General features: G+C 62.8%; 14 protein-coding genes. 6 read left to right on the top strand and 8 right to left on the bottom strand.

Annotated elements, in window-relative coordinates; all coding sequences use genetic code 11:
• The first annotated feature begins 3 nt into the window (after positions 1-3).
• From OHD58_RS00515 to OHD58_RS00500, 4 genes are all read left to right on the top strand, one after another.
• Positions 4-2,226 carry an acetate--CoA ligase family protein gene (locus OHD58_RS00515; protein ID WP_263801073.1) on the top strand — a complete coding sequence of 741 codons (2,223 nt, stop codon included), beginning with the start codon at positions 4-6 and terminating at the stop codon, positions 2,224-2,226.
• The gene (locus tag OHD58_RS00510) at positions 2,219-3,001 is read left to right on the top strand and encodes a carnitinyl-CoA dehydratase (RefSeq protein ID WP_263801071.1); all 783 of its coding nucleotides are present in this window, start codon (positions 2,219-2,221) and stop codon (positions 2,999-3,001) included. Before OHD58_RS00515 ends, OHD58_RS00510 begins: the two co-directional genes overlap by 8 nt.
• Positions 2,998-3,939 (top strand): alpha/beta hydrolase, encoded by a 942-nt coding sequence (locus tag OHD58_RS00505; RefSeq protein ID WP_263801070.1) that lies wholly within the window; start codon positions 2,998-3,000, stop codon positions 3,937-3,939. Before OHD58_RS00510 ends, OHD58_RS00505 begins: the two co-directional genes overlap by 4 nt.
• 699 nt (positions 3,940-4,638) lie before the next feature.
• The gene (locus OHD58_RS00500) at positions 4,639-6,096 is read left to right on the top strand and encodes a family 16 glycosylhydrolase (protein WP_263801068.1); all 1,458 of its coding nucleotides are present in this window, start codon (positions 4,639-4,641) and stop codon (positions 6,094-6,096) included.
• A gap of 136 nt (positions 6,097-6,232) precedes the next feature.
• On the opposite strand, the gene OHD58_RS00495 is transcribed toward OHD58_RS00500, so the two are convergent.
• The 5 genes from OHD58_RS00495 to OHD58_RS00475 form a co-directional block, all read right to left on the bottom strand.
• Positions 6,233-7,906: an ABC transporter ATP-binding protein gene (locus tag OHD58_RS00495; RefSeq protein WP_263801067.1), complete on the bottom strand. Its 1,674-nt coding sequence runs from the start codon at positions 7,904-7,906 to the stop codon at positions 6,233-6,235.
• Complete coding sequence (locus tag OHD58_RS00490) at positions 7,899-8,729, bottom strand: ABC transporter permease (RefSeq protein ID WP_263801066.1); 831 nt, start codon at positions 8,727-8,729, stop codon at positions 7,899-7,901. The genes OHD58_RS00495 and OHD58_RS00490 overlap by 8 nt, the downstream gene beginning before the upstream one ends.
• A gap of 9 nt (positions 8,730-8,738) precedes the next feature.
• On the bottom strand, positions 8,739-9,695 hold the full coding sequence (locus tag OHD58_RS00485; protein ID WP_263801065.1) for an ABC transporter permease: 957 nt from the start codon (positions 9,693-9,695) through the stop codon (positions 8,739-8,741).
• Positions 9,696-9,708: 13 nt separating this feature from the next.
• A complete protein-coding gene (locus OHD58_RS00480; RefSeq protein ID WP_263801064.1) occupies positions 9,709-11,298 on the bottom strand; it encodes an ABC transporter substrate-binding protein in 1,590 nt (529 codons plus the stop codon).
• Between the two features lie 151 nt (positions 11,299-11,449).
• Positions 11,450-13,459 (bottom strand): CocE/NonD family hydrolase, encoded by a 2,010-nt coding sequence (locus tag OHD58_RS00475; RefSeq protein WP_263801063.1) that lies wholly within the window; start codon positions 13,457-13,459, stop codon positions 11,450-11,452.
• A 153-nt stretch (positions 13,460-13,612) separates the two neighbouring features.
• On the opposite strand from OHD58_RS00475, the gene OHD58_RS00470 reads away from it, so the two are divergent.
• Together OHD58_RS00470 and OHD58_RS00465 are read left to right on the top strand one after the other, a co-directional pair.
• Entirely contained in the window at positions 13,613-13,861 is a 249-nt protein-coding gene (locus OHD58_RS00470; RefSeq protein ID WP_263801062.1) for a type II toxin-antitoxin system Phd/YefM family antitoxin, read from the top strand.
• Entirely contained in the window at positions 13,851-14,132 is a 282-nt protein-coding gene (locus tag OHD58_RS00465; RefSeq protein WP_263801061.1) for a type II toxin-antitoxin system RelE family toxin, read from the top strand. The genes OHD58_RS00470 and OHD58_RS00465 overlap by 11 nt, the downstream gene beginning before the upstream one ends.
• Positions 14,133-14,142: 10 nt before the next feature.
• Here the strand turns inward: OHD58_RS00465 and OHD58_RS00460 are convergent, their stop codons facing one another.
• From OHD58_RS00460 to OHD58_RS00450, 3 genes are read right to left on the bottom strand one after another with little or no spacing between them, the layout of a single operon-like run.
• Positions 14,143-14,736, bottom strand: coding sequence for a nucleoside deaminase (locus OHD58_RS00460; RefSeq protein ID WP_263801573.1), 594 nt, complete (start codon positions 14,734-14,736; stop codon positions 14,143-14,145).
• Between the two features lie 2 nt (positions 14,737-14,738).
• The gene (locus tag OHD58_RS00455; RefSeq protein WP_263801060.1) at positions 14,739-15,242 is read right to left on the bottom strand and encodes an ureidoglycolate lyase; all 504 of its coding nucleotides are present in this window, start codon (positions 15,240-15,242) and stop codon (positions 14,739-14,741) included.
• 4 nt (positions 15,243-15,246) lie between these two features.
• Positions 15,247-16,080, bottom strand: coding sequence for a bifunctional allantoicase/(S)-ureidoglycine aminohydrolase (locus OHD58_RS00450; RefSeq protein WP_263801059.1), 834 nt, complete (start codon positions 16,078-16,080; stop codon positions 15,247-15,249).
• Position 16,081: the final 1 nt, after the last annotated feature.

Here is a 16,081-nt window from a genome sequence, read left to right as displayed (position 1 = left end):
TCCATGAACCGCCTCGAGCGCCTTCTGCGTCCGAAATCCATCGCCGTCATCGGCGGTGGCGCATTCGGCACCAGTGTCGTCAAGCAGTCGCTGAAGATGGGCTTTGCCGGCGACATCTGGCCGGTCCATCCGACCAAGGACACCATCGAAGGCGTCAAGGCCTACAAGACCGTCGCGGAACTGCCGGGAGCGCCGGACGCAACCTTCATCGGCGTCAATCGCAACCTGACGATCGAGATGGTGCGCGCGCTGCGCGAACGCGGCGCCGGGGCGGCCACCTGCTTCGCCTCGGGGTTCCTGGAGACCGGCGACTATGACGAGGACGGCGAGCGGCTGCAGCGCGAACTGATCGAGGCGGCCGGCGACATGCCGATCATCGGGCCGAATTGTTACGGCCTGATCAACTATGCCGACGGCGCGCTTCTGTGGCCCGACCAGCACGGCGGCCAGCGGCTTGCACCGGGTACACGGGGTGCCGCGATCATCACGCAGTCGTCGAATATCGCCTGCAACCTGACCATGCAGAAGCGCGGCCTGCCGCTCGCTTTCCTGATGACGGCCGGCAACCAGGCGCAGACCGGCCTGTCGGAAATGGCGCTCGGCTTGATCGAGGACGAGCGCGTCTCGTGCCTCGGGTTGCACATCGAAGGCTTCGACAGTGCCGCCGGATTCGAGCGGCTGGCGGCGCGCGCACGCGAACTGAAGAAGCCGATCGTCGCGATGAAGGTCGGCCGCTCCGAACAGGCGCGCGCGGCGACGATCTCGCATACGGCTTCGCTCGCCGGCTCCGACGCTGCTTCCGATGCCTTCCTGAAGCGACTCGGCATCGCACGGGTGAATTCGATCCCGTCGTTTCTCGAGACGCTGAAGCTGCTTCATGCCGGAGGGCCGCTTGCCGGCCGCAGCCTGTCGTCGATGAGTTGCTCCGGCGGCGAGGCTTCGGTGATAGCCGACAGCGCGGAAGGGCGTGGAGTTCGTTTCCCGTCGCTCGGCGAAACGCACCGCGCGCGGGTAAAATCGACGCTCGGCCCGCTCGTCGCGGTGGCCAATCCGCTCGACTACCATACCTTCATCTGGAACAACGAACCGGCGATGACCGAGACGTTTACGGCGATGGTTTCGGGCGGGTTCGATCTCAATATGTTGGTGCTGGATTTTCCGCGCGCCGACCGTTGCTCGGATGCCGACTGGTGGCCGACGGTGCGAGCTTTCGAGGCCGCGCTGAAAACCAACGGCGCACGCGGTGCGATCGTCAGCTCGATGCTGGAAAACCTGCCGGAAGAGCACGCGGCGGAGCTGTTCAAACGCGGTATCGTTCCGTTGCACGGTATTGTTGAAGCCATGGATGCGGCGGAGGCTGCGGCGTTCATCGGGGAGATGTGGAAGCAACCTTCCTCGCCCCCCATGGGGGGGAGAGGTGCCGAGCGAAGCGAGGCGGAGAGGGGGATGAGCGGCGCAAGGAAGTTGCCCCCTCTCCGTCTCGGCCCTGCGGGCCTCGCCACCTCTCCCCCATTTCATGGGGGCGAGGAATGGAGCCAGCCTTCCGAAGCCGCCGCCAAGGCTCTCCTGGCGGCATCCGGCCTGCCTGTTCCGGGCGGTCGATCCGTCTCGACCACTGATGAGGCGGTGAGCGCCGCCGTGGCGCTGGGCTTTCCCGTCGCGCTGAAGGCGCTCGGCGTTGCACATAAGAGCGAGCATGGCGCGGTGCGGCTCAATCTGCTCGACGCCGATGCGGTGAGGGCGGCAGCAGCCGACCTCGCCGTTCTGGGCAGCGGGCTTTATGTCGAGCGCATGGTTCAGGACGGCATTGCCGAGCTGATCGTCGGCATTACCGCCGATCCGCTGTTCGGACCGGTGATGACCATCGGTACGGGTGGCGTGCTGGTCGAGCTGTTGAAGGACAGCGCCACGTTGCTCTTGCCGGCGACACGCCAGGATGTCGAGAACGCGTTGCGTGGCCTGAAACTGTTCCCGCTGCTCGACGGCTATCGCGGCCGCGCCAAGGCCGATCTCGATGCTGCGGTGGATGCCATTCTCGGCATTGCCGATTTCGGGATTCGCAATGCTGAGCGGATCGAGGAACTCGACATCAACCCGCTCATCGTCTGCGGTGAGGGCAAGGGCGCGTGGATTGCGGACGCGCTGCTGGTGGAGTCTTCCCTTCTCCCCGTGAACGGGGAGAAGGGCGCTGGCTTCGACGTCTCGCCAAGGAGGAACCATGTCTGACATCATCACCACCCGCCGCGACGGCGCGATCCTCGAGGTCACGCTCGACCGGCCGAAGGCAAACGCGATCGACCTGAAGACGTCGCGGCTGATGGGCGAAACGTTCCAGGCGTTCCGCGACGATCCGGAACTGCGGGTCGCCATCGTGAAGACGGCGGGAGACAAATTCTTCTGCGCCGGTTGGGACCTGAAGGCCGCGGCAGGCGGCGACGCCGTCGACGGCGACTACGGGGTCGGCGGCTTTGCCGGCCTGCAGGAACTGCGCGACATGAACAAGCCGGTGATCGCTTGCGTCAACGGCATGGCGGTCGGCGGCGGCTTCGAGCTGGCGCTTTCCTGCGACCTGATCTACGCTTCCGACCATTCGAGCTTCGCGCTGCCGGAGATCAAGGCTGGCACGCTGGCCGACGCGGCGACGGTGAAATTGCCGAAACGCATCCCCTATCATGTCGCCATGGACCTTCTGCTGACCGGACGCTGGATGGACGTGGCCGAGGCGCATCGCTGGGGCCTGGTCAACGAGGTGCTGCCCAAGGAAAAGCTGGAAGACCGGGTTTGGGAAATCGCAAGGCTGCTGGCCGGTGGGCCGCCGCTGGTCTTCGCCGCCATCAAGGAGGTGGCGCGGCACGCCGAGGCGATGGAATTCCAGGATGCAATGAACTGGATCACCAAGCGCAAGTTCCGCACCGTCGACGAATTGTATGCTTCCGACGACAACCAGGAGGGCTTTCGCGCGTTTGCAGAAAAACGCGATCCCGTCTGGAAGGGCAAATGACCGATTACAAAAAACTGATCGACGCCGAGACCTGGGCTTTCATCGAAAAGACCAACAGCTACTATCCGCCCGACACGATCGACTACACGATCGCAGAGCAGCGCCGCATCTACGACCGCATGTGCCGCGAGTTCCATGCCGGCTATCCGGACGGCGTCAGTGCCGAAGATTCGGCGATAAGCACGCCGACGCATGCGATCCCCATCCGCATCTACCGCACTCCGGCGCCGGAAGCGTCGGCCATGGTGCTTTATATCCATGGCGGCGGTTTCATCCTCGGCGGACTGGACAGCCATGACGATGTCTGCGCCGAGCTCTGCCAACCCAGCGGCTATGAAGTGGTGTCGGTCGACTATCGACTGGCGCCGGAGCACAGGCATCCCGCCGCGTTCGACGATGCGATGAGCGCCTTCGAATGGGCCGCAGGCGCCTATACAAGGCCGATCCTGCTGTGCGGCGATTCGGCCGGCGGCAATCTCGCCGCCGCAGTCAGCCATGCGACGCGCACGCACCGACGGCGGCCGATCGGCCAGGTGCTGATCTATCCCGGACTTGGCGGCGACCAGTCGCAAGGCTCGTATCTGACGCATGCCGAAGCGCCGATGCTGACTGTGCGCGATCTCGATTACTACAAGAAGATCCGGACCGGCGGACACGAGGTTCCCGGTGACGTCGCACTGGCGCCTCTGGCGGACACCGACTTTTCCAGGCTGCCGCCGACCGTCATCGTCACCGCCGAGTGCGATCCGCTGTCGTCCGACGGCGAGGCGTACATGTCGCGCGTCGTTGCCGCCGGCGGCAAGGCATGGTGGATCGAGGAGCCGGGGCTGGTGCACAGCTATCTGCGGGGCCGGCACATGATTGGCCGCGCTCGTGAGAGCTTTTCGCGCATCGTCGACGCGGTGAGCGCGCTGGGCAAGGGTGCCTGGCCGTATTGATTGTCAGTAAAGGCTATCCCTCACGAAGGGAGGGATAGCCGCACTTCTCCGTTGCCACGCTGCGGAAATCCGCCCTGGCCATTGGGAGGCTGTCGTGCCTCCCGTGTAAAAGGTGTGGGGGAGGCGGTGCGCGCCTGCCGGACGGACCGACAGCGCTGTTTTTAGTCTAACGATGCCCGAAAGGCGCGCACCGCCGGCGTTGCTGCCCCGCCCGGCTCGCCCTGTGCCCGAAGGCCGTAGGCTCACCGTACGTCGAGGGCCGGAACCTTGGAGCACTGTGCCCCAGCCTCGCACCCGGAGCGAGGCCAGTCCCGACGCCGCTGTTCTCCCTGGTCAACCCGGTGGCCACCCAGACCCCCACAGAGAACAACACGGTCATTATGCGGGAGGCGGCGAAGGGTGTGGACAGACGAATTTTGCAGAAATCGTACAAGTCATTGAAATTGCTGCGAAGAATCTTTGGCTGAGGCGAAAATCGCGTGAATCTGAATATTTTTGTCCACGTCGAAAGACACACTCGCCATCGCTCGGAGATTCGTCCACCCGAAGTCAGCTGCGGTCTCTTCGCGCCGCAGCAATCTCCTGTTGCAATGCACTCTTTGTTAACCTCGTGTAGCACAACGTTAACGACTGCCGGTCGCCAGAAGCGGGATCGGATGTTACGCCTAACCCCAGGTGGGCGAGACGTAACAGGAGGCCATGATGGCTACCGTGATCAACGCCAAAGGCGTTCCTCTCCCCTACAGCGCTTCTTCGGTCAATCACTTCTCGGCAACAGGCTCCGGCCCGCAGCTCTACGGCAGCGCCAAGAACGACTCCATGTGGGGCGACAGCGGCGTGAACGTCACCATGCAGGGTGGGCTCGGCGACGATATCTACCACCTTTATTCCAGCATCAACCGGGCGTCGGAAAAGGCGGGCGAGGGTGTCGATACCGTCGAGACCTGGATGAGCACCACGCTGGCGGACAACATCGAGAACCTTACGGTGACCGGCAACGGGCGCTATGCCATCGGCAACGCCGGCAACAACATCATCAGCGGCGGTTCGGGCAAGCAGACGATCGACGGCAGCCTTGGCGACGACGTGCTGAAGGGGGGCGCCGGTGCCGATGTCTTCATCTTCGCGGCCGGCACCGGGAGCGACCTGATCCTGGATTTCGAGAGCCACGACACTGTTCGGCTGAACGGCTACGGGTTCAGTTCGTTCGAGGAGGTCCAGGCCAGCATGGTGCAGTCCGGCGCCGACGTGCGGCTCGACCTCGGAAATGACGAGGTGCTGGTGTTTGCAAACACGAATGTCGACCAGTTCGCGGCCAGCCAGTTCAAACTCAGCCTCGACAGGTCGAACCTCACGCTGTCCTTTTCGGATGAGTTCGACACGCTCAGCCTTCGGGAAGGCAGCAGCGGCACCTGGGATACCAATTTCTGGTGGGGGGGAGAGAATGGCAGTTCGCTTACCCGGAATGGCGAAAAGCAGTGGTACATCGACCATGGATACGCGCCGACAAGTTCCGTCAATCCGTTCAGCATCGACGATGGCGTGCTGACCGTCACCGCCGCGCGGGCTTCGAATGCGATCCAGCCCCATATCAACGGCTACGAATACACATCAGGCCTGCTGACCACCGACGAAACCTTTTCCCAGACCTACGGCTATTTCGAGATCCGCGCCGACATGCCTGACAATCACGGCGTCTGGCCGGCTTTCTGGCTGCTGCCGGAGGATGGCTCCTGGCCGCCTGAACTCGATGTCGTGGAGATGCGCGGGCAGGATCCGAACACCGTGCATGTCGCGGCACATTCGAACGAGACCGGCAGCCAGACGACGGTCGGGTCGGCGGTGAATGTGCCCGATACCGAGGGTTTCCACACCTACGGCCTGCTTTGGACGGAAGACGAACTCGTCTGGTATTTCGACGGTGTCGAGGTGTTTCGCGCCGACACGCCGGACGACATGCACGATCCGATGTACATGCTGGTCAATCTGGCCGTCGGGGGTGCTGCCGGAACGCCCTCCGACGGGCTGGCTACGCCGGCGGAAATGCAGATCGACTATATCCGTGCCTATGAATTGAACGATGCGGGCACGTTGGCAGACGCGGGTCAGACGGAGATCCCGGCGCCATCGGCCGGTACTGACGATTGGTGGCTTTAGAGCGCCGCGCGTCCGTTTGGACGCGCAAAGGACGCTCTAACACTTTGAATCCATGCATCGTGCTTTCCGAAAATCGGAGCCGATTTTCGGGCCGATGCAGTAACGCAGGCCGCAAGCCGATCCAGGGAGAAGAAAGCTAATTCCCGGCGCTCTCCATGCGTCGGGTCTTGATCGCCTTTTCCAGCCAGCCGATCTCCATCTCCGGCACCGATGACAGCAAGAGTTCGGTGTAGGCGTCGAAGGGCGGCTTGAGCACGTCGCTCTTCGGCCCGTAACGCACCACTTCACCGCGATACATCACGGCTATGGAGTCGGCGATCGATTTCACGGTTGCGAGGTCGTGGGTGATGAAAAGGTAGGCAACGCTTTCCTCGGCCTGCAGTTCGAGCAGCAACTTCAGGATGCCGTTGGCGACCAGCGGATCGAGTGCCGAGGTTACCTCGTCGCAGATGATCAGCTTCGGCTTGGCGGCCAGCGCGCGGGCGATGCAGACGCGCTGCTTCTGGCCGCCGGAAAGCTCGGCCGGATAGCGGTCGATGAAACCCTTGCCCATCTCGATCTTGTCGAGCAGTTCGGCGACGCGCACGTCGCGCTGTTTTCCACGCAGGCCGAAATAGAACTCCAGCGGCCTGCCGATGATGGTGCCGACGGTCTGGCGCGGATTCATCGCCACGTCGGCCATCTGGTAGATCATCTGCAACTGCCGCAACTCGTCCTTGTTGCGGTCGGCGAGGCGGCCGGGAAGCGGCTTGCCGGCAAAGCTGATGGTGCCTTGCTCGGGCGGCAGGAGGCCGGTGATGGCGCGCGCCAGGGTCGATTTCCCCGACCCGGACTCGCCGACGACGGCGAGCGTCTGGCCGGCATGGATGTCGACCGAAACGTTCTTCAGAACCTTGATGACGCCGCCGCCGTAGGCTGCGGTCACGTTCTTCACCGACAGGACCGGATCCTTGCCGGGTTTCTTTTCCTGATGCGCGATATGGTGAACCGACACCAGGGCGTTGGTGTATTCCTGGCGGGGCTCCTGGATGATCTGGCGGGTGTCGCCCCATTCGACCAGCTTGCCGTGGCGCAGCACCATGATCTCGTCAGCGACCTGCGCCACCACGGCGAGGTCGTGAGTGATGTAGAGCGCGGCGACGCCGGTGTCGCGGATGGCATCCTTGATGGCGGCAAGCACGTCGATCTGCGTGGTGACATCGAGCGCGGTGGTCGGCTCGTCGAAGACAATCAGGTCAGGCTCCGAGCAGAGCGCCATTGCGGTCATGACGCGCTGCAACTGGCCTCCGGAAACCTGGTGCGGAAACCGCTTGCCGATGTTTTCGGGATCGGGGAGACCAAGTTTCTTGAACAGCGCCACCGCGCGCTTTTCGGCGTCGGCGCGTTTGGCATTGCCATGTTCGAGGGCCGCCTCGACGACCTGGTCCATCAGCCGCTGCGCAGGATTGAAGGCCGCTGCGGCCGACTGCGCGACGTAGCAGACCTCGTTGCCGCGCAATTTGCGGAAATCGGCGATGCTGCCCTTCATGATGTCGCGGCCGTTGAGAATGACCTCGCCGCCGGTGATCCTGACGCCGCCGCGGCCAAAACCCATGGACGAGAGGCCGATCGTCGACTTGCCTGCGCCGGATTCGCCGATCAGGCCGAGCACCTTGCCGCGCTGCAAGGTCAGGGAAACATTGTCGACGATGGTGACCTTGCGCGGCGCCTCGCCGGGTGGATAGACGGTCGCCTCGATCTTGAGGTTCCTGATGTCGAGCAGCGTGCCGCCTTCGCCGGTGGAGCGGCGCCTGGATGGAGCCTTAGCCATTGCCGCGGCCTCCCTTGAGATCGGTGGTCCGATTGAGAATCCAGTCGGCGACCAGGTTGACCGAAATGGCCAATGCGGCGATCGCGGCGGCCGGGATCAGTGCCGCCGGAATGCCGAACACGATGCCGTCCTTGTTTTCCTTGACCATGCCGCCCCAGTCGGCGTCCGGCGGCTGCACGCCCAATCCCAGGAAGGACAGCGTCGACAGGAAAAGAACGGCATAGATGAAGCGCAGGCCGAGTTCGGAAATCAGCGGCGAGAGCGCGTTGGGAAGAATCTCGCGAAAGATGATCCACGCGCTGCCTTCGCCGCGCAACTTGGCTGCCTCGACATAGTCCATGACGTTGATGTCGACGGCGACGGCGCGCGACAGGCGGTAGACGCGGGTCGAATCCAGTATGCCCATGACGAGGATCAGCGTCACCAGATTGGTCGGCAGCACGGAGAGCACGACCAGAGCCATGATCAGTGTCGGGATGGACATCAGAAGGTCGACGAGGCGCGACAGGAGCGTGTCGAACCAGCCGCCGAAGACCGCGGCCGAAAAGCCGAGTATGGAACCGAGCGAGAAGGAAAGCGCGGTGGCAAGAACCGCGATGAAGAGCGTGATGCGCGCGCCGTAGATCATGCGCGACAGCAGATCGCGGCCGAGATTGTCGGTGCCCAGAAGATGGGCCGCCGACATCGGCGCCCAGACGTCGCCGACAATCTCGCCATTGCCGTATGGTGCGATCCAGGGGGCGAAGACCGCCGCGAGGACGAAGAGGACCGTCAGCAGAAGGCCGATCAGCGCGGGGATGGGGATGCGTCTGATATCGAGCATGACGCCGCCCTATTTCGGATGTCTGAGACGCGGATTGGCGACGATCGCACCGATATCCGCAACAATGTTAAGCGAGATGTAGACCGCGGCGAAGATGAGGCCGACCGCCTGCACCACCGGGACGTCGCGCTTGGTGACGTGGTCGACAAGATACTGGCCCATGCCGGGATAGACGAAGATCACCTCCACCACGACGACGCCGACGATCAGATAGGCGAGGTTGAGCATGACGACGTTGATGATCGGCGCAATGGCGTTCGGGAACGCATGCCTACGGATGACGTTGAAGGCCGAGAGGCCCTTCAGCTCCGCCGTCTCGACATAGGCCGATTGCATGACGTTGAGGATCGCCGCGCGCGTCATGCGCATCATGTGGGCAAGCACGACAAGCGTGAGCGCGGTGGCCGGCAGGGCAATCGCCATCATGCGCTCGCCGAACGGCATGCCGTCATAGACCGTCGAGATACCCGGGAAGATCTGCCATTTCACGGCAAAGAAATAGACAAGCACGTAGCCGATGAAAAACTCCGGGAAGGAGGTGGAGGCAAGCGCGAGGCCGGAAATCAGCTTGTCGACCCAGCCGTTGCGGTAACGAACGGCGAGCAGGCCGAGTATGATCGCCAGCGGGATGGAAACGATCGCCGCCCAAAAGGCGAGGAACAGCGTGTTCCACAGCCGCGAGCCGATCGATGTGGCAATATCCTGGCCGCTCGACATCGCCGTGCCGAGGTCGCCTTGGAGAATGCCGCCGAGCCAGTGCATGTAGCGCAGCCAGGCGGGGTCGTTCAGGCCGAGTTCCTCGCGCAGGTTGGCGAGCGACTCCGGCGTTGCCGATTGTCCAAGGATCGCCTGGGCGACATCGCCCGGAAGAATCTGGGTGCCGGCAAAGATCAGCACCGAGACCGCGAAAAGCAGGAGGATGCCCAGCGCGATGCGCTGGGCAATGAGCTTCAGGACAGGCGACATGGGCGCGCCGGGATCAGGCTTCGAGCCAGCATTTCGCCAGGGCGTAGCCGTTCATCAGTTCCTGGTGCGGATCGTCAACCCAGCCGCCAACCTTGGCGCCGGTCGCGTCGATGAACTGGTTGAACATCGGCAGGATGAGGCCGCCTTCGTCGCGGACGATCACGGCCATGTCGCGGTACATCGCCTTGCGCTTGTCGTTGTCGAGTTCGGCACGCGCCGCCAGCAGCATCTTGTCGAAGTCCGGACGCATGAAGCGGGTGTCGTTCCAGTCCGCCGTCGACAGATAGGCGGTGGAGTACATCTGGTCCTGGGTCGAGCGGCCGCCCCAATAGGAGGTCGAGAAGGGCTGCTTGTTCCAGACTTCCGACCAGTAGCCGTCGCCCGGTTCGCGCTTGATCTCGATCTGGATGCCGGCCTTGGCGCAGCTCTGCTGGTAGAGCTGGGCGGCGTCGACGGCACCCGGGAAGGCAACGTCGGAAGTGCGTAGCAGGACGGGGCCATCATGTCCGGATTTCTTGTACAGCGACTTGGCCTGATCAGGATCGAACTTGCGTTGCTCGATGTCGTCCGAAAACAGCGGATAGGACGCATTGATCGGGAAGTCGTTGCCGATCGAGCCGTAGCCGCGCAGCACCTTGTCGAGCATCTCCTCGCGATCCATCGCTAGTTTCAACGCCATGCGCAAATCGTTGTTGTCGAAGGGTGCTGTGTTGCAATGCATGATGAAGACGTAGTGGCCCGGGCCGGCATGGTTGCGGATGGTGACGCCCGGAACGCGCTTGATGAGGTCGACGATCTTCGGCTCGACGCGGTTGATCATCTGGACCTGGCCGCCCTGCAGCGCCGATGTGCGGGCGGTCGCGTCGTTGATGACGATGATCTCGACCTGATCGGCATGGCCCATCTTGTCGGCCTGCCAGTAGTTGGCGAAGCGTTCGCCGCCGTGGCGGACGCCCGGCTCGTTGACGGAAACCTTGTAGGGGCCGGCCGAGATGCCGGCATCGGCGCCGTCCTTGCCGCCATTCGGCTGGACGATCAGGTGATAGTCGGAAAGCAGGTAAGGCAGGTCAGCATTCGGCTCCTTGAGGGTCAGGACGACATTCTTGCCGTCGACCTTGATCGTCTCGATGCCTTTCATGTAGCCGAGCGCGCCGGACTTGGAGCCTTCGTCCGAATGGCGTTCCAGCGTTGCCGCGACGTCTGCGGCGCTGACCGTCTTGCCGTTGTGAAACTCGATGCCGTCGCGGATCTTCAGCGTCCACACCTTGGCGTCGTCGGACGAGCCGATCTCCTCGGCGATGCGGTATTCCAGCGCGCCTTCAGGCGACAGCTCGACGATCATCTCGCCCCACATCTTGCCGAAGGCGAATGGCACCTGCGTCATGAACAGCGCCGGGTCGAGGCTGTTGGTGGATTCGCCGCCCACCAGGCCGGCCTTCATGATGCCGCCCTTGACTGGTCCGGCGGCGCGCGCCGCGCCTGACAGGAGCGAATTGGCGAAGGTCGCGGTGATGCCGAGAGCGGCAGCGCGGCCCAGAAAATCACGCCGGCTGAGCTTGCCGGCGGCGACGTGATGGCTCAGGAATTCCAGTTCTTGCGACATGCGATGTTCCTCACTCCGTTGGTGCCGACCGTGGTCATTTTATGGCTTGTTGTTGGGAGAATATTGAACGCAACGTAAACCATGTCGCAAGGCCGAATGCGACATTGCGTGGCGTAATTTGCATGCCGCAATTGGACCAATCGCAACGCGGTCAAATGTGATCGCGCGGGACGATTTCCTCAAAATTGCGCTCAAGGACGAGCGTTTCGCCCTCATATGCGACAATCCGGCCGGTCAAATGGAAATTCAGGGCGTCGGATCGCATCTTTGTGAAGGTTTCCGTGCGGACAGACCATTCATTTCGCGACAAGGTCTGCGTCCAGTGCGTCTCGCCCTCCGCCGAAAGGGGATCGGCGGGGTCGATGGTCCAGATCTCACGCGCGATGCCGCCATTGACCAGGCCATGGTCGCTGTCGCGCACCTCGCCGAAGTCGTCGACGATGCTCAAAGTCACCGAACCGGTAGCCGGGTTGCGGTCGATCTTGCGGCTGTTGGAGCTTTTGCGAAGCGTTTCCACGCGCCAGGGCGCAGCGCCTTCCGGATCGGCAAACGATACGGTGTCCGCGATGCCGGGCGTACGGACGGGGAGGTCGAGGCTGCCGTCGGACAAGGTGAGCGCGACCGCTTCGGGCGACGGCCAGACCAGCGGCCAGTAGGTCGACGAGATCGCCACCCGCAAACGGTTGCCCGGCGCAAGGCGATAGGCGATGTCGTCGAGCTTCAGGGCGATGCCCATGGCCCCGCCCGGCACCACGTCTTCCGGAAATTCATGGCCATTGCGGTGACAGAGATTGAGCACGCCGTAAGTGATGCGGGTCGAGGCGCCGTCCGGCTGGACGTCGCAAAGCCTGACTGCGACCATGGCGCGCGGGCGGTCGGCGGCAAGTGTCAGCCGAATAATCGGCGACCCGACGATCTCAAGCGCATCCGCCAGCGGTTCGGTCTCGAAACATTGCGATCTGGCATCGTCGTCGCGCTGGTCGCCGGGCAGTTCCGGACCGAGCCAGATGGCGCAATATTCGCCGCCCGCCATGCCGCAATCCTGCGGCGAGGAGATTTTCAGTGGCGGCAGCGATGCGGGTTTGTCCGATAGCAGACCGCCGGCACCGAAGTGCATTCGCGTTGAAGAAATGTCCGGCGATGCCCACCCTTCCGTCGCGATCCAGCGACCGGGACGTTGCTCGTACCAGTCCCGCGGCGGCACCGAATCCATGACATAGACACGCATGGCCGGTTCGCCGTCGACGCCGGTATCGATGTTCTTCAGCCAGCGATCCCACCAGCGCAGGGCTTCCTGCAGGAAACCGATGGCCGGGTTCGGTACGGCAAAATGCGGATATTTGTGGATCCACGGGCCGATGATGCCTTTTGCGGGCGCCTGGATGTTGTCGACGAGGCGGGCAACCGCGTTCTTGTAGGCGTCGCCCCACCCGCCGACCGCGAGCGTCGCCGCCTTGATCGCCGAAAAGTCCTCGCAAACCGAACCGTGCTTCCAATAAGGCCCGCGACGCTGGTGCTTCAGCCAGACAGCAGGCAGGAAGGGCTCTTGCTCGAGCCGTTCGAACCACATGTCGCGCCACTTGTTGGCGCCGGCTATCGCAGGGTCTGGAGGGCGCGACGAGTAGGACAGCATGGTGGCACCCCAGCCCACGTTCTCGTTGAGCAGGAGGCCGCCCTTGTAGTGGATGTCGTCGGCATAGCGGTCATCGGTGGAGCAGAGCGTAATGATCGCCTTCAGCGCTTCCGGCTGCTTGGCTGCAACCTGCAGCGCGTTGAAACCGCCCCAGGAGATGCCCATCATGCCGACCGTACCGGAGCACCAGGGCTGGATCGCCGCCCAGGCAATGACGCTGCAGGCGTCCTGAAGCTCCTGTTCGGTGTATTCATCCTCCATGATGCCTTCGGAATCGCCGTTGCCGCGCATGTCGACGCGGATGCAGGCATAGCCGTGGCCAGCAAAGTACGGATGGGTCAGGCTGTCCCGCGCGGTGGTGCCGTCGCGCTTGCGGTAGGGCAGATGTTCGAGAATGGCCGGGACTGGATTCTCCCCGGCATCCTCCGGCATCCATACCCGCGCCGACAGCCGGCACCCATCGGGCATGACGATGCCCATATCTGGAAACTCGACCACTTTGCGCGGGAATTCGGTGATGATTTTCATGCGGGCTTCTCTCATCGCAATGAGCCACACGATGGCGCCGGTTTCAAGTTGGAAGGTCGACGGCCGATGTCGCTGACGGGACTTGGCTTTTCAGGGAAGATTGAAATGACCTCTTAAAGGTGCTATTTAGAGTACTGTAAAAGGAGAGCGGCGATGCCTCACACGATTCTTGCGGAAACTACAGCCAGCGTATCCGAACTGAAAAAAAACCCGATGGGGACGGTTGCCGCTGGTGAGGGATTTCCTGTTGCAATCCTGAACCGCAACGAACCGGCTTTCTACTGTGTGCCCGCCAAGGCCTTCGAAGCCATGATGGATCGCCTCGAAGATATCGAACTCAATGCGATCGCCGACGCCCGCCAAGGCGAGCAGCGGATAAGGGTCGATCTGGATGAAATATGAGGTGGAATTTCTCACCTCAGCACTCAGAGAATGGAAAAAACTCGACGCCAATACGCGCGAGCAGTTCCGCAAGAAACTGAAGGAGCGGTGCGAAAACCCGCATGTTCCTTCTGCAAAGCTCCGGGATTCGAAGAACCGTTACAAGATAAAGTTGCGCAGCATCGGCTATCGGCTTGTCTACGAAGTGATCGACGGCGAACTGGTTGTCCTGGTGATTGCGGTCGGGAAGCGCGACCGTTCCGAAATATACGAAAGGGCGAAATCGCGATGACCCCCCCGGTTCAATTCAGCGGGATGTCGTTGTCGGCCTTGCTGTCCTGATATTCCGACGACAGTTGGTCATAGCGCGCGGCGATCGCCGCTGCGCGTGCTTCCAGGCGTTCGCGATCGGCGGCGGGCAGCGCGCGGACCAGCTTTCTGAGCGAATAGCTTTTCCAGTAGGCGTTTTCCGAATTGTAGCCACCGGGATCGAGGGTGAAGACCTCCTTCAGAATTTTCAGGTCATGCGGGATGGCGAAGGAATCACGCGAATCCTCGTGGCTGAACAGGTAGTAAAAATTGTCGAAGCCGGTCCAGGTGATCGCCGACAGGCAGAGCGAGCAGGGCTCGTGGGTGGCGACGAAGATGCAGTCCTTCGTATCCGGCCGGTCGGCCTTCGGCATTTCGTAGAAGCGCTTCAGGCAGTGGACCTCGCCGTGCCAGAGCGGATTCTCCGTCTCGTTGTTGGTCTCGGCCAGAACCAGCGAACGATCGTCCTTCCTGAGGATGGCGGCACCAAACAGCTTGTTGCCGTGGGCAACACCTTCCTCCGTCTTGGGAACGATGTCGTGCTCGATGACGTCGAACAAACGGTCGATCAGCGAGGTATCGGGCATATTCAAGGAGCTTCCGGCAGCTGGATTTCGTACGGGTGCGAGAAATAAAACTCTTCCAGGTTCGAGCCGTCGCCGCCGCGGTCGACAACCAGAAAGTCCTGCGGTTCACCGATCGGCGTCAGCACGCCATGCCAGAGATTGCGCGGATAGTTCACGCCCTGGCCGGGATTGGTGAGAAAGGCGTGCGGCGTGCCTGGGCCGTCCGGCGTGTCGTGCGCGACAACGACCAGGAATGGGCGCGGCGACAGCGGGATGAAGGCCTGGCTGCCGAACGGATGGCGCTCGACCATCGAGAGCTGCAACGGAAAGGCATAGGGCGTACCGCGGAACAGGTTGATGATGACATGGCCGTTCGGTCCGCCCGCTTCCGGTTTTGCAAGCGCGTGATAGCGTTCGCAGCGGCCATTGTTGATGGGGTAGTGGCCGTCGGTCTCGAAATCGATCACGTCGCCGAACGCGGCGAAGCTTTCACGCGTCAGCGGTTGGGCGGTGATGACGCGGCTCATCGCATCACCGTCCGAAGCCGCCCAGCTTCGCGTGCCGGTTGACGTCCTTGTAGAGCAGGTAGCGGAATTTTCCGGGACCGCCGGCATAGCAGGCCTGCGGGCAGAAGGCGCGCAGCCACATGTAGTCGCCGGCCTCGACCTCGACCCAGTCCTGGTTCAGCCGATAGACGGCCTTGCCCTCCAGTACGTAGAGCCCGTGCTCCATCACATGCGTCTCGGCGAATGGAATGACCCCGCCCGGTTCGAGCGTGACGATCGTGACATGCATATCGTGGCGGATGTCGATGGGATCGACGAAGCGCGTCGTCGCCCAGACGCCACCCGTATCCGGCATGGGCGACGGTTCGATCTCGTTCTCGTTGGTGAAGAAAGCTTCCGGCGGCTCGATGCCGTCGACGAATTCGTAGGCCTTGCGGACCCAATGGAAGCGCACCGGAGCGCCGCCGTTGTTGCGCACGCTCCATTGGCTTGCCGGCGGAACGAAGGCGAAGCCGCCCGGCCGCATGGTGTGGGCCTTGCCGGCAAGCGTGACGGTGAGTTCGCCCTCGACGATGAAAAGCACGCCTTCGGCGCCGCTGTCAGGCTCCGGGCGGTCGCTGCCGCCACCCGGAGCCACCTCTATGATGTATTGCGAAAACGTCTCGGCGAAGCCGGAGAGCGGCCGCGACAGCATCCAGAGCCGCGTCTTGTCCCAGAAGGGGAGATAGGACGTGACGATGTCGCTCATCACGCCTTTCGGGATGACAGCATAGGCTTCGGTGAACACCGCGCGATCGGTCAGCAGTTGCGTCTGTGGAGGCAGGCCTCCTTGGGGCGCGTAGTAGGTGCGGCCTGGCATT

Source organism: Mesorhizobium sp. ZC-5 (assembly GCF_025753855.1).
In the GTDB taxonomy this organism is placed as follows: domain Bacteria; phylum Pseudomonadota; class Alphaproteobacteria; order Rhizobiales; family Rhizobiaceae; genus Neomesorhizobium.
Note: the sequence above shows the minus strand (reverse complement) of the source record. Positions and strands in the feature narration are given on the sequence as shown.

Coding starts and splice junctions, on each gene's coding strand:
- OHD58_RS00515 (WP_263801073.1), top strand. CDS start 4: ATGAACCGCCTCGAGCGCCTTCTGCGTCCGAAATCCATCGCCGTCATC.
- OHD58_RS00510 (WP_263801071.1), top strand. CDS start 2,219: ATGTCTGACATCATCACCACCCGCCGCGACGGCGCGATCCTCGAGGTC.
- OHD58_RS00505 (WP_263801070.1), top strand. CDS start 2,998: ATGACCGATTACAAAAAACTGATCGACGCCGAGACCTGGGCTTTCATC.
- OHD58_RS00500 (WP_263801068.1), top strand. CDS start 4,639: ATGATGGCTACCGTGATCAACGCCAAAGGCGTTCCTCTCCCCTACAGC.
- OHD58_RS00495 (WP_263801067.1), bottom strand. CDS start 7,906: ATGGCTAAGGCTCCATCCAGGCGCCGCTCCACCGGCGAAGGCGGCACG.
- OHD58_RS00490 (WP_263801066.1), bottom strand. CDS start 8,729: ATGCTCGATATCAGACGCATCCCCATCCCCGCGCTGATCGGCCTTCTG.
- OHD58_RS00485 (WP_263801065.1), bottom strand. CDS start 9,695: ATGTCGCCTGTCCTGAAGCTCATTGCCCAGCGCATCGCGCTGGGCATC.
- OHD58_RS00480 (WP_263801064.1), bottom strand. CDS start 11,298: ATGTCGCAAGAACTGGAATTCCTGAGCCATCACGTCGCCGCCGGCAAG.
- OHD58_RS00475 (WP_263801063.1), bottom strand. CDS start 13,459: ATGAAAATCATCACCGAATTCCCGCGCAAAGTGGTCGAGTTTCCAGAT.
- OHD58_RS00470 (WP_263801062.1), top strand. CDS start 13,613: ATGCCTCACACGATTCTTGCGGAAACTACAGCCAGCGTATCCGAACTG.
- OHD58_RS00465 (WP_263801061.1), top strand. CDS start 13,851: ATGAAATATGAGGTGGAATTTCTCACCTCAGCACTCAGAGAATGGAAA.
- OHD58_RS00460 (WP_263801573.1), bottom strand. CDS start 14,736: ATGCCCGATACCTCGCTGATCGACCGTTTGTTCGACGTCATCGAGCAC.
- OHD58_RS00455 (WP_263801060.1), bottom strand. CDS start 15,242: ATGAGCCGCGTCATCACCGCCCAACCGCTGACGCGTGAAAGCTTCGCC.
- OHD58_RS00450 (WP_263801059.1), bottom strand. CDS start 16,080: ATGCCAGGCCGCACCTACTACGCGCCCCAAGGAGGCCTGCCTCCACAG.